General features: G+C 58.4%; 10 protein-coding genes. 5 read left to right on the top strand and 5 right to left on the bottom strand.

All coding sequences use genetic code 11. The features are described from left to right. Window positions 1–111 precede the first annotated feature (111 nt). The 4 genes from AC5JQH_RS03820 to AC5JQH_RS03835 all read right to left on the bottom strand — a co-directional run bounded on the left by AC5JQH_RS03820 (window position 112) and on the right by AC5JQH_RS03835 (window position 5176). Window positions 112–2163: a TRAP transporter large permease subunit gene (locus tag AC5JQH_RS03820; RefSeq protein ID WP_008174080.1), complete on the bottom strand. Its 2052-nt coding sequence runs from the start codon at window positions 2161–2163 to the stop codon at window positions 112–114. Window positions 2164–2178: 15 nt separating this feature from the next. Further along, window positions 2179–3189, bottom strand: a complete 1011-nt coding sequence (locus AC5JQH_RS03825) for a putative solute-binding protein (protein WP_008174079.1) — start codon at window positions 3187–3189, stop codon at window positions 2179–2181. Window positions 3190–3247: 58 nt separating this feature from the next. After that, window positions 3248–4312 carry a hypothetical protein gene (locus tag AC5JQH_RS03830; RefSeq protein WP_008174078.1) on the bottom strand — a complete coding sequence of 355 codons (1065 nt, stop codon included), beginning with the start codon at window positions 4310–4312 and terminating at the stop codon, window positions 3248–3250. A 204-nt stretch (window positions 4313–4516) separates the two neighbouring features. After that, complete coding sequence (locus AC5JQH_RS03835; RefSeq protein WP_493805315.1) at window positions 4517–5176, bottom strand: TetR/AcrR family transcriptional regulator; 660 nt, start codon at window positions 5174–5176, stop codon at window positions 4517–4519. Window positions 5177–5282: 106 nt separating this feature from the next. On the opposite strand from AC5JQH_RS03835, the gene AC5JQH_RS03840 reads away from it, so the two are divergent. Beyond that, window positions 5283–7079, top strand: coding sequence for an acyclic terpene utilization AtuA family protein (locus AC5JQH_RS03840; RefSeq protein ID WP_008174075.1), 1797 nt, complete (start codon window positions 5283–5285; stop codon window positions 7077–7079). A gap of 321 nt (window positions 7080–7400) precedes the next feature. On the opposite strand, the gene AC5JQH_RS03845 is transcribed toward AC5JQH_RS03840, so the two are convergent. Next, complete coding sequence (locus AC5JQH_RS03845) at window positions 7401–8414, bottom strand: IS110 family RNA-guided transposase (RefSeq protein ID WP_286816921.1); 1014 nt, start codon at window positions 8412–8414, stop codon at window positions 7401–7403. A gap of 184 nt (window positions 8415–8598) precedes the next feature. Between AC5JQH_RS03845 and AC5JQH_RS03850 the strand changes: the two genes are divergently transcribed. From AC5JQH_RS03850 to AC5JQH_RS03865, 4 genes are all read left to right on the top strand, one after another. Beyond that, window positions 8599–9465 (top strand): SDR family oxidoreductase, encoded by an 867-nt coding sequence (locus AC5JQH_RS03850; protein WP_008174073.1) that lies wholly within the window; start codon window positions 8599–8601, stop codon window positions 9463–9465. Between the two features lie 10 nt (window positions 9466–9475). Beyond that, window positions 9476–11092: an acyl-CoA carboxylase subunit beta gene (locus tag AC5JQH_RS03855; protein WP_104269891.1), complete on the top strand. Its 1617-nt coding sequence runs from the start codon at window positions 9476–9478 to the stop codon at window positions 11090–11092. Window positions 11093–11633: 541 nt separating this feature from the next. Next, complete coding sequence (locus tag AC5JQH_RS03860) at window positions 11634–12794, top strand: acyl-CoA dehydrogenase family protein (protein ID WP_493805316.1); 1161 nt, start codon at window positions 11634–11636, stop codon at window positions 12792–12794. 22 nt (window positions 12795–12816) lie between these two features. Beyond that, entirely contained in the window at window positions 12817–13638 is an 822-nt protein-coding gene (locus tag AC5JQH_RS03865; protein ID WP_493805317.1) for an enoyl-CoA hydratase/isomerase family protein, read from the top strand. Window positions 13639–13654 lie beyond the last annotated feature (16 nt).

A 13654-nucleotide genomic window follows, 5' to 3' on the forward strand; every position in this document is an offset into this window, starting at 1 on the left:
CGCATCTTGCACGTGTTCGGTTTCGTTCAAACTACGTTTCCTCTTGTATTCCAGATGCAAAAAAGCCGCCCGAAGTTTCCCTCAGGCGGCCCTCTTTATCGCACTTCAACATTACAACGCGTAGAACAGCATCGGCACAAAGGCAACGAACAACAGTGTGGGGCCCATCACGGCCAGGGGCAGCAGCAGCCGCTCATAGCGATGCCAGAAGGAACCTGTGCGCTCTGCCGCCAGCACTTCGGTCTCGCCCACCACCTGGCGGGTGAGCAGGTGGTTCAGCGCCACTGGCGGGCTCAGGTAACCGAGCTCAAATGCCACCAGACACACAATCCAGAAGTGCAGCGGATCAATACCCAGCTGGATCGCCGGCTGGGCAATGGTCGCCGACACCAGGATTACCGCGCCGAACGGGTCCATGACCATGCCTATAACTGTGAGCATCACGACGATCACCAGCATGGCGATCCAGGGACTGGTCAGGTCCTCAGGGAAGAGCGCGTGAACGATATTGGAGCGCTCCAGGATTCCCCCCAGGCAGATGGAAAACCCGATCAACGCCAGCAGCGCGCCAATGTGCACTGCCGAATCGCTGGCAGCGGCCGAGCTGCGTGCCCAGAACACCTGGGAACGGGTCTGGCCCTGCTCACCACGACTCCGGCCGGAATCCAGCAACACCAGCGCGAGCATTACCAGGGGCAGGATCAAAGGAGCGCTGTACTCGTTGAACTTCAAGCCGAGAACAACCCAGATCGACAGGATGACCAGAGCTGCCACGGCCACATAAGGCAGCAGGGCCCGGCTTTCCGAGAGAGCCGCACGGAAAGCGCCGGGCGCCGGACGAGGCTTCCAGTTTCCCTGGGTCTTGCAGACAATCAGTGAAAACAGCGTTGCCGACATGATAAAGACCCAGAAACCCCAGCTGTACATCTCAGTGGTTGTCACTTCCTTATTGAGAGCCGCCACAACAACGATCAGCAGGCACGGGTTGAGCACCACGCCGAGGCTTCCGGACATGGCAGTCGTTGCCAGGGAAAGCTGCCGCCCTGCCCCGGCTCGGCGCAGCTCGTCATACACAACACCACCCACGGCCAGGATGAAAATGCCCGATGCGCCGGTGAACGCTGTCGGAAACGCCGTTGCGAAGATAATCACCGAAGCCAGCATCGGCGCTGGCAGATTAAAAGGTTTGATGAGATTGAGCAGGAGCTCGGGAATTCTGGTCTGCTTCAGCATCATGCCCACCAGCACGTAAAGTCCGATATTGATGAACATGGATGACAGGTTGGACATCATTCCAAAGTAGATCGCCAGGCCCGAGGCATACCCGTCTACCAGGAAGAAATAACTTATGGCGATCAGGCCCATGGCACAGTACAGAGGAATCACCAGACCGGACGAAGCGGAAAGACCGCCGGGGCGGATACGTTCCGGAACGTTCAGGAAACGCACTGCATTGATCACTATAAAGAGGCCGAAGACCCCGCCCCAGGCATATTGAAGGCTCATCGTACCCTCCGAACCCGGCGACGTGGCCAGCTTGCCCAGGTAAGCATTCAGCGACAGCACCATCAGACCATTAACCACAAACTGCACACCCTGGCTCAGCCGCCATTCAGCTCGATTGCGGGGCAGGCGCAACGCTATGTGGTCCGTGTCCAGCGCAGCGATTGCCGCAGCCATCGCGAACATCGCAATGAACAGGTACTTGGTCAGCTCAATGTTCTCGAGCAGGAAGTCCGCAAGTCCCTGCTCTACCGTCTTGAACGCCCCTAGGGCTGGCGTAGCGTGGGCCAGGTTCTGTTCATAGACGTCGTATTGCTGCTGGCAGAGTTCCAGATTGCTCTGTAGCGATTTGCGGATGGCATCGGGATTGGGCGGTGAGCTGAACAGGTCATCGGGGTCGGGCTTGTAATTGGCCACCCGGCGAGCCACTTCGGCATCAACATCCATTTCCAACTGACAGGACGGCTCTGTCGCCTCGGGATTCAGCAGATAATAGTTCGGCCAGGTCTGTTCTCCGACCCAGAGCAACCGGGAATGGAGCGAGTTGCCCATCCCCAGCAGCAGGGTAAACAGCAGGAGAAGCAGCAGAACCGCCCCGTAAATGCGATGTACGGGGTAGAGGGTCCGTGCTGCCGGAGCGGTAATTGCTCGCCAGTTCATGATGGTTCCGCCCCGTTATTCGCGGTTGTCCGCGGTGCACTCGGCTGCAGCAGGGTTACTTGCACAGCGGATCTTGCTGAGCAGCCCCATCATTTTCGGGTGATACACATCCGGCGCCCCGTTCAGGCCATCGCGCATCTCGATCCGGTTCTCCCGGAACATCTCCTGATAGCCGCGGATGTCTTTTTCAGGAATGCGCACCCATTTTTCTTCGGGAATGGCTGCTTCCTGGCCTTCAATCAGCCCCATGGCCTGAGGAAACATATTCCAGGCAACTTCACGGGCTTTCTGGGCTGTGTCGTCGTCCAGCACGTCATCACGGGCAACCATCTGAAGCGTCAGCTGTGCCAGCGGATAGTCCACAACCCCACCGCTTTCGCCGATGCCCTTATAGAGTTCCAGAGCTTCGTAAGCAAAGGCCGGCGCATAGGCGGTATCCACCGAACCGTTGTTAAATTTGCCGGCGAAGTTGGTGATGTCAGAGGGCACGACCGTGGCCTTGACGAAGTTCACCATGTGAATCGCGTCTTTCTGATAGTCGAGGGTTGCCATTCGCTTGCCCGCCAGCTCGCCGGCAGTATCAATACTGCGATCATTTACAAACAGGTAACCGGCACCCACCGGTATGATGCCGAGCACTTCGTAACCGTTATCCTTCATCAATGGCGCGGCTTTCGGCTGCGCCAGCGTGGCCAACAAGGTTTTCAGGTTGTCGTAGGTGGGCAGCGCTCCCACAGCGCTGATGCTGCCCGTGAACTTGTTGAATGGACGAATCCGGATGTCTGTGGCGGCAACGGCATCGCATTGTCCGGCGTTAAAATCACCGATCGCCACGCCCTCATCGGTGTAGGGTTTCAGCTCGAAATCCACGCCGTGGCCCTTCATCTCTAGCGCATAGTCTTTGACGAAGTTGTAGAAGTCGCCATTGGCGCCGATTACATCGAACACGCACATGGAAACAGACTGTGCCGATGCCAGCGGAGCGGCGGCCACAAGGGCCATGGCAGCGAGGGATTTGCGGATCATATCGACCTCCGGGTCATTCTTGTGTTTGTCAGTTTTCAGAGGATGTCGGCAACCTGCCTTAGAGCAGGTCGTCCAGATTCATGGTTTCGACGTTGTCGGTTTGCCGCTCAGGGCTCATCCTGCCGAAGAAGGATTGCGGCGTCCGGTAGCCGTAATTGGCGGTCCAGTGTTTGTCAGAAGAGAAGCGCACCACGCCCGCCGCGACTTCATCCACCAGACGATACTCGTCCCAGACCTCCATAGTTGCATCGGCCGCGGCGAAACTGGCGATGGCTTGCTCAAGCTTTTCCGGGCGACCAAAGGTTTCGGCGGCGACCGCTTGAAGCGCGTGCGGAACCCGCATGCCTTTCTCAACCCCCAGTTCCCGGCTGTGCTCAAGCACCTGCCAGGGGTCCGGCGCCAGAGCCGGACGGGTGTCGGGCAGCAGCAGCCAGACCAGGGCCCGGATGGCGTTTGGCATACCACCCCACTTTTCATTGTCCAGACAGGTAGCGGCACGCTCGGCCTGGGGAGCGATATTCCTGGGGACTCCGGCCATGGCGCCGGAATTGGCATCGTTTACGATTGCCTGCATACCGGTCAGCAAGCCCAGCAGGAAGGTGATTTCGTCCTGTTCGGTGAACAGAAAGGGGCACTCGAGGGGTTCAGCAGCGGGATCGAACTCGTAGGCGGCCATTGCTCGCTTAAAGGAGGCATACCGACGTTTCGCGGTCAGCGCATTCAATCGCTTTGCCACTTCCCTGGCGTCCTTTGCCGCTTCCACATCTCCCTCATAATCCGCTCTGAGATAGGCGAGCTCAGCCTCCCAGGCCTTGTACTCCGCACAATTGCCTGCCAGAAGCATCAACAGGGAGCCGGTGGTGTCAGGTGCATCGGTGACCCGCGAGAAGGAATAGAGCAGCGGATCCACGCCCTCGCCCAGCGCACACGCCATCTGGGTGTCGGACATCTGCAACACGTAGGGCGTGGCTTCGCCCTCCGAATAATTGGAGAGCACAACGCCGGTGGTGGTGTAGATGGGGTTGGCCGAGCAACCTGTGAGTATGGCAACGGCTGCCAGCGAGAGAGCCTTGAGGCGAGCCGCAAAGACATGCGGTCCGAGCTTTGCCAGAGAGGAGATCATATTTCACCCTGCATCACGTTGTTTTTGTTTGCCCGATCTGAACTCGGTTTTTGTCAACGGGTGCAAGAATGCGGTGAAAACTGTCCTACAAAAATGGCTCGAATGCCGATTTTGTTATGCCGATCGGGCCAATGGCCCGGAAGGAAAGGAATTTGCCAGAATATTATTGATATAAAACAATGGCTTTTGAAAACGCCAATCCGCTTACAGAGCCATCATTGCCATTACCTGATCGGTCAGGCCATCCAGTGTCAGCCCTCCCCGCTCCGGTTTGTACCAGGTTACGGTCCAGCTGAGAGCGCCGGTCAACATCCTTCGAACAACGAAGGGATCCGCCTCCAGCGCGCCCTCGCGCTTCAATGATTCCAGCACATCCAGCCACAGTTTCTCGTAGATGTCCCGAAGTTCCAGCACTTCGCCCTGGGACGGGGCCGACAGACTCCGCCATTCAAATACCAGGACTGCCATCGCTTCGCCGGTCTGGCCATTGATAGATTCAAGTTCCGCGCGGATCAGTCCACGAAGCTTCTGCCTGGTGGTATCGGCGGCCTCCAGAGCCGCCTGCATGAGCGCGGTGTTCAGCCGGATGGTTTCTACCATCACTGCCTTGAGGATCTCTTCCTTGGTTCGAAAGTGGTGGAACAGGCTGCCGGACTGAATACCCACGGCAGCGGCAAGGTCACGAACTGTAGTGCGCTCGTAGCCTTTTTCCCGGAACAGCCGAGCCGCCTCAGTGAGCAGACGGCCGCGAGCGCCTTTGGGGTCTGACACAAGGTTTTCTGCGATCAGGGACTGGAGGATCTGGTTCTGGCTCACTACGGCTACTCGGTTGGCATAAGAGGCCTTTAATTCTACCTGAAACATGCCTGTTTACAAACCAAGCGCTTGCTTGGTATTGTCATCTCCATCGTGTGGCAAAACCGCCACCGCTCCCATTTTCAATCAGCAATCATTTACAGGGCACAGGAAGATGGCTGAATCCCCCAACACTGTTCGCATCGGATGCTCCGCCGCCTTCTGGGGCGACACGGAAACGGCTGCCGCGCAGCTGGTCCACAAGGGCAATATCGACTATCTGGTAGCCGATTATCTGGCCGAAATCACCATGTCGATCATGGCGGGCCAGAAAATGAAGGACCCATCCCAGGGGTATGCGCGGGATTTCGTACAGACGGTCATGGGCCCCTTGCTCGGTGACATCAAGGAAAAGGGCATTCGGGTGCTGGCCAACGCCGGCGGCGTCAACCCGGTGGCCTGTCGTGACGCCCTTCAGGCTCTCTGTGAAAAAGCCGGCGTGGACATGAAGATCGCCCTGGTTCTGGGCGACGACCTTCTGATGAAAAAGAAAAATCTCGCAGATATGGGCGTCAAGGAGATGGGTTCCGGCCAACCGATGCCCGCAATGATGGTCAGCCTGAATGCCTATCTGGGAGCGCCAGGTCTGGTTGCGGCTCTGGAACAGGGCGCGGACATCGTGATTACCGGCCGGGTGGCAGACAGTGCCCTGGTATTGGCACCGCTGGTGCACGAGTTCGGCTGGAGCTGGCAAGACTACGACAAACTGGCGCAGGGCAGCCTGGCCGGGCATCTGCTCGAGTGCGGTGCCCAGGCCACCGGCGGCAACTTCACCGACTGGGAAGCGGTAGCTGGCGGCTACGCCAACATGGGATTCCCGATAGCCGAAGTGAGTGCCAACGGCGACTTTTTTATCACCAAGCCCGAAGACACCGGCGGGCTGGTTAGTCGTGGCACAGTTGCGGAACAGCTGGTCTACGAAATCGGTGACCCAAGGGCCTACCTGCTGCCTGACGTTACCTGCGATTTCACAGGTGTAGAGCTGGAGGAAACCGGTAAAGACCGTGTACAGGTGCGGGGCGCACGGGGGCTACCACCCACCGACAGTTACAAGGTATCGGGCACCTGGCCGGATGGTTTCAAGTGCACGGTTACCTTCCTGCTGGCAGGCATGAATGCCAGGGCCAAGGCCCAGACTGTCGCACAGGCCATTCTGGCCAAGACCTCACGCATGTTCAGCGAACGTGGCCTGCCTGATTACAGCGAAACCAGTATTGAGCTTCTGGGTACGGAAACGACCTACGGTGCTCATGGCCGTGGCGAGGATTGCCGCGAAGTAGTGGTCAAGATCAGCACCGCCCATCCCAAGAAAGAGGCCCTTGTACTGTTTTCCCGCGAGATTGCCCAGGCAGCCACGGGGATGGCACCGGGAATCACCGGGATTGTGGGTGGCCGGCCGACCGTGTGGCCGAAGATCCGGTTGTATTCATGCCTGGTGCCGAAAACGGAAGTTGATGTGTCCGTGGATCTGGGCGGCGAGCGGCAAACCGTTGGAGTCGAAACCAGCGGCGGTTTCGATAACAGCGACCTCCAGCCCCAGTCGTTCACACACGAGACAGACGAAACGGACACCACTGTGCCGCTGGTGAAGCTTGCCTGGGCCCGCAGCGGTGACAAGGGCGACCACACCAACATTGGCGTGATCGCCCGCAAACCGGAATTTCTGCCGTTCATTGAAACCGCGCTGACGGAAGCGGCGGTTGCGGACTGGATGGCCCATACCCTGAATCCGGAAACCGGCCGGGTGACCCGCTGGGCCATGCCCGGGCTGAAGGCCATCAATTTCCTGCTGGAGCACAGCCTTGGCGGCGGTGGCGTGGCCAGCCTGCGGATTGATCCACAAGGGAAGGCGTTTGCGCAGCAGCTATTGGAGTTTCCGGTGCCTGTTCCTTCTGGTCTGGTTAAAGATTGATTTATTGGTGCATGCACTCTGGTTGATAGCGCGTTCCGGGACACGCCGTGAATACATATATGTAGACCTCTTGTTGCGCAAGCCTCCCAAGCTCTCGGTGGTGTAAAAAGTTAACTGGGTAAAACTGCGCACGTATATCCGGCCTTTATGATGAGTCACTTCGGTGACTCTGGCCTCAATGAAAACCGCGCCCTTGCCGCTTATCGTCCGTACGGAGTTGGAGCTCCGTGTGCTCGCCAGCATTCACAAGGGCCGGTTTAACCCTGTTAACTCATTACTCACCGCATTTGCGTGGGGTGCCTTTGCTCCTTGGGTGCTGCTTTACGCCGCCCGGTACTCCGTTTGGTGGTAGAGCATTGCCCATAGAATTCTTGCCAACTTGTTGGCCACGGCAATCACCGCTTTGTGTTTGCCTCTGCGCTCAATAACCCCTGCCGCCCAGCGTGATAGCCGGTCGGTGGCTTTATCCGTGTATCGGATGACCGACCAGGCACCCTGAACCAATAATCGGCGCAGATAGTTATTCCCTCGACGGGTGATGCGTCCGAGCTTTTGCTTGCCGCCACTGGAGTGTTCGTTCGGAACCAATCCCAGATTGGCTGCAAAGTGTCGCCCGCTCTTAAATGCCTTACCGTCACCGGCATAGGCCACCACCGCGGTTGCCGTTTTCTCCGCAACCCCTTTCACGCCCATCAGGCGCCGTGCCGGCTCCAGCTGTTTGGCTGTTTGCTTCAGTTTCGCCTCATGCATCTGTATCTGGCGATTGGCCTCTCTCCACTCTTCCAACAGACTCTGTAAGGCCTCTCTGGCAGCACAGGTCAGTGGGTTCTCCGCGTCCTCCAGCAACTCTGGTAACGCCTTGAGTAATCGCTCCTTGCCCGGCGCAACGATGACGCCGTACTCGTTCAGAAAGCCCCGGATCTGATTGATCAACGCGGTCCGGGCCTGGACCTTCCGATTGATCAGCTTATGCAGCACCAGTATGTCTGTTTGCTCCAGCGATCTCGGTTCCACAAACCGCATCCTCGGTCGCCGGGCGGCCTCTGTAATCGCAAAGGCATCGTTCCGGTCGTTCTTGTTGCCCTTCACAAACGGCTTCACATGCTGGGGCGGAATCAATAACACCTCAAAGCCCAGCTTCTTTAGCTCCCGACCCCAGTAGTTCGAACCACTGCAGGCCTCCATGGCAATCGTCGCTTCCGGATACTGCAGCAACTTCTCAATCAGCCTATTCCTGCGCACTTGATGATTGAACGCCGGGTTGCCGCTTCGGTTCACACCACAAACCTGAAAGACAGTTTTTGCCAAGTCGATTCCGATTAGGGTAACGTTCATCTGAACACCTCTTGTTGTTGACCTATTGATTTTGCACATCTAATAGTGGCGCTTTGACGCCGATCTCAACAAGAGGTGTTCATCCCATCATCCATGTAGGCTTGATCGCAGCATCCTTGCTGCTCACAGTCCCGAAACGCGCTACCAACCAGAGCGCCCGAACTTTGAAAGGGTCTTCGTTACTATGAGCTATCAGTCTGTGTTTCATCCCGACTTGTTTAAGGGCCAGGTGTATATTGTTACCGGCGGCGGTTCTGGTATTGGCCGGTGTACGGCCCATGAACTCGCTGCCCTGGGCGCACGGGTTGCCCTGGTCGGCCGCAAGGCCGAGAAAGTGGAATCTGTGAAAGCAGAGATCACCGAGGACGGCGGCATTGCGTCCGCCCATGTCTGTGATATCCGTGAAGAGGACTCGGTCAAGGCCACGGTGAAGGCGATCATTGCCGAACACGGAGGCCTGAATGGTTTGGTGAACAATGCCGGCGGGCAGTTCCAGGCGCCGCTGACCGGGATCAACCAGAAGGGCTGGGAGACGGTGGTTCGAACCAATCTGACCGGCGGCTTCCTGATGGCACGGGAATCCTACACCCAGGCGCTGTCAAAAACCGGGGGCGCTATTGTAAATATCGTGGCCGATATGTGGGGTGGTATGCCCGGCATGGGACACTCCGGCGCCGCCAGGGCCGGCATGGTGAACTTTACCCAGACAGCCGCCGTTGAGTGGGGCGCGTCCGGGGTTCGTGTAAACGCAGTCGCTCCGGGCTGGATTGCCTCCAGTGGCATGGATAACTACCCCGAACACATGAAGCAGTGGATTCGCAGCCTTGGTGATAACGTCCCGATCAAACGCATGGGCACCGAATCCGAAGTCAGCTCGGCCATCTGTTTTTTACTCAGCCCTGGCGCAGCGTTTATCAGCGGGGATTGTCTGCGGATCGACGGCGGTGCGTCACAGGGAGGTCGGGTCTGGCCGCTACCGAAAGCCAAGAACAACGAACCCTACAACGGCTTTCACCGGGCCATCACCCCGAAAGTTCTGAGCGACGACTGAGGAGCCGACCATGCAGGTACTTGAATCCACGGTAAGCTCCACGTCCGAGGACTTCCGCACCAACGCCGAAGCCATGGACGCCCACATCACCACGTTCCGGGACGTTGAGCAAAAGGTTCTGGATTTGGCGGAAGCCGCCCGGGAGAAGTTCATCAAACGGGGCAAGCTGCTCCCGAGGGACCGTATTAACCGGTTGCTGGACCGCGGCACGCCCTTTCTGGAACTCTGCTCCCTGGCAGGCTACAAGATGCACGACGACAAGGACGGCAGCCTCGCCGGCGGCGGGATCATCGCCGGTATCGGTTATGTGAGCGGCATCCGCTGTCTGGTGGTGGCCAGCAACAGCGCCATCAAAGGCGGCACCATTACCCCTGCCGGCCTGGACAAGACGCTGCGCCTGCAGCAGATCGCCATGGAAAACAAGCTGCCGGTGGTATCCCTTTCCGAGAGCGGCGGCGCCAACCTGAACTACGCCACTGATATTTTCGTGCTCGGCGCCCGGGGCTTTGCCAATCAGGCGCGGATGTCGGCTGCGGGCATTCCCCAGGTCACCGTAGTTCACGGCAATGCCACTGCCGGCGGCGCCTACCAGCCGGGTCTGTCCGACTACGTGATCGTGGTGCGCGAACAAGCCAAGATGTTCCTGGCCGGCCCACCACTGCTGAAGGCAGCAACCGGCGAAGTTGCCACCGATGAGGAACTTGGCGGCGCGGAGATGCATGCGACCGTGGCAGGAACGGCAGAGTACCTGGCCGAAGACGACGCCGACGGCATCCGCCAGGCCAGAAACATCCTCGAAGCCCTGCCCTGGAACGAGCAGCTGCCACCCCGGCGCGAACTTCAATGGGAGGAACCGCTCTACCCGGCCGAGGAGCTGTTGGGTGTCATCCCGGCGGATTCCAAAAAGCCCTACGATGTGCGCGAAATCCTCGCCCGCATTGCCGACGGTTCAAAGTTCATGGACTTCAAGAACGAGTTCGACGACCAGACCGTCTGCGGCACCATCCGAATTGAAGGTCATTCAGTCGGCATCATCGGCAACAACGGCCCGATCACCCCGGCTGGATCCGCCAAGGCCGCCCAGTTCATCCAGCTCTGCGACCAGGCCGGAACGCCCCTTTTGTTCCTGCATAACACCACCGGTTTCATGGTGGGCACTCACTCAGAGCAGAACGGCATCATCAAACACGGCTCGAAAATGATCCAGGCTGTGGCCAACTGTCGAGTGCCAAAGGTCGCAATTGTCATCGGCGGTTCCTATGGTGCAGGTAACTATGCCATGTGCGGCCGTGGCCTGGATCCGAGGTTCATCTTTGCCTGGCCCAACAGCCGAACCGCAGTTATGGGGCCGGCGCAGGCAGGAAAGGTGATGCGTATCGTGGCTGAAGACAAGCAGCGCCGCGGCGGCATGGAGCCGGATCCGAAGACACTGGATTTTCTGGAGCAGGCCACGGCGAAGAAACTGGAGGAAGGCTCAACGGCGCTGTTCGGAACGGCCAGATTGTGGGATGACGGGTTGATTGACCCGCGGGATACGCGGCGCGTTCTGGCCCTAGTTCTGGACGTTTGCCGGGAAGCCGAGGCTCGGCAGTTGCGGCCCAATACCTTTGGTGTGGCCCGCCTTTAGGCTTTCTGGGTTTGGTGGGGCCCGCCTATTGGTCTTCGGAATGAGCTGCAGGAACCGATTGGGCCCCTCTGTCCAAAAAACGCTACGAGCACATCCATGTGCGCTTGGCGCCGGCCATCCTTGGCCGTCGACATTTTTGGACAGAGGGGCCCAACCGATTCTTCAGGATTCGGAGTTAACGCCTTCAGTGAGAGCGCTTTTCAGAAGTATGCGAGAAACAAACGTAGGTCAGATTAGCCAAAGGCGTAATCCGACAAAAAAAGCCAGGCCACCCCGCCAATCTGTCGGGTTACGCCTTTGGCTAACCCGACCTACAAAAACAACAAAACTGCCAGCAGGCAGCAAACAGTTTGCAAACATAAGCGGCTGTGTGGGATCGGTTTCAGAAAATGTCGGCGGCCATGGATGGCCGACGCCAAGCGCACATGGATGTGCTCGTAGCGGTTTTCTGAAACCGATCCCACACAGCCGCGTCCCAAGCTAAAGAACGTGCACCAACACCGAGAAGGCACGGACTCTCTACCAGCAGGAGAACAGGAACGTGAAATTCACAGCCGAACACGAAGCCCTTCGAAAAACCGTCCGCGATTTCGTCGAGAAGGAAATCAATCCCCACTGCGACGAATGGGAAGCCGCCGGGGAATTCCCGATTCATGAACTGTTCAAAAAGCTCGGAAACCTCGGAATCCTCGGCATCCAGAAGCCGGAGGAGTACGGTGGTATGGGGCTGGATTACAGCTACAACCTGGTGGCTGCGGAAGAGCTTGGCATGGCCCATTGTGGTGGTGTGCCGCTGGCCATCGGGGTTCAGACCGATATGTGTACCCCGGCCATTTCCCAGTTTGGATCTGATGAACTGAAACGCAGTTTCCTCGCGCCGGCCATTGCCGGCGACATGGTGGGATGTATTGGCGTCAGTGAAGTTGGCGCAGGTTCGGATGTGGCGGGGATGAAAACCACCGCTAGGAAAGACGGCGACGACTACATCATCAACGGCTCCAAGATGTGGATCACCAACAGCCCCAAATCGGATTTTATCTGCCTGCTGGCCAACACCTCGGACGACAAGCCCCACAAGAACAAGTCTTTGATCATCGTGCCCACGAAAACGCCGGGCATCTCCTTCAGCCCGCATCTGAACAAGCTCGGCATGCGCTCTTCCGAAACCGCGCAGATTTTCTTTGACGACGTCCGTGTGCCCCAGCGCTACCGGATCGGCGCCGAGGGCACCGGTTTCATGATGCAGATGCTGCAGTTCCAGGAGGAGCGAATCTGGGGTGCGGCGAACGTGATCAAGGCGCTGGAAAACTGCATCACCAAGACCATCGAGTACTGTCGCGAGCGGAAGACCTTCGGCCAGCCGCTGATCGACAACCAGGTAATCCACTTCCGCCTGGCCGAACTGCAAACCGAAGTCGAGGCCCTGCGCGCCCTCACCTACCAGGCCTGCGAGCTGCACGTTGAAGGCAAGGATGTCACCCGCCTGGCCTCCATGGCCAAACTCAAGGCCGGACGTCTTGGGCGTGAGGTCACAGACAGCTGCCTGCAGTACTGGGGCGGTAACGGTTACATGTGGGATAACCCGATTTCCCGCGCGCACCGGGATGTTCGACTGGTGTCTATTGGCGGTGGTGCCGACGAAATCATGCTCGGGATTATCTGCAAGATGATGGGAACCCTCCCGGGCAAGAAACGCGACTAGGAAACGGACGGTGGAGTCATTTATGGGCCAGGTACCACATTGCGAAACACTGATTCTGGAAAAACAGGGCCCCACCCTGTTTATCACCATCAACCGACCAGACGTGCGCAACGCCATGAGCCTCGAGATGGTGGCGGAACTGTCCGCGGTGTTCACCCAGATTGAAAACGACCTGCACATTCGCGCCGTCGTCATCCGGGGCGTCGGTGGGCACTTCTGCGCCGGTGGTGATATCAAAGACATGGCCGGAGCCCGCGGCCAGAAAGCGGTCGAGGGTGAGGCGGACCCGTTCTATCGTCTGAACCGCGCTTTCGGTCAGATGATTCAACAGGTCAACGAATCCTCGAAAGTGGTCATCGCGATCACCGAAGGCGCCGTCATGGGCGGTGGATTCGGTTTGGCCTGCGCTTCCGACGTCGCCATCGCCGGGCCGAGCGCCAAGTTCGGCATGCCGGAAACCTCCCTCGGCGTGATTCCAGCCCAGATTGCGCCGTTTGTGGTTGAACGAATCGGCCTCACTCAGGCCCGGCGGCTGGCCCTGCTCGGTTTGAGAATCGATGCGAACGAAGCATGCAGTCTTGGCATCGTTCACCAGGCGGCTTCTTCAGAGGATGAACTGGAAGAGATGCTGACAAGCGCTCTGGATCGTGTCCGCCACTGCGCACCGGTTGCCACGGCAGAAACCAAAGCGTTGCTACACAGGGTTGGCCATGAACCCATGAGCGGTTTGCTGGACAGCGCGGCTGAAAAATTTGCGGAAGCCATCCGGGGAAGCGAAGGAACGGAGGGCACCATGGCCTTCATGCAAAAACGTCCACCAGCCTGGGCAAGCGAATCGGACTGATGCGGAGCGAGGGTGA

It is taken from the genome of Marinobacter sp. H13, assembly GCF_059072335.1.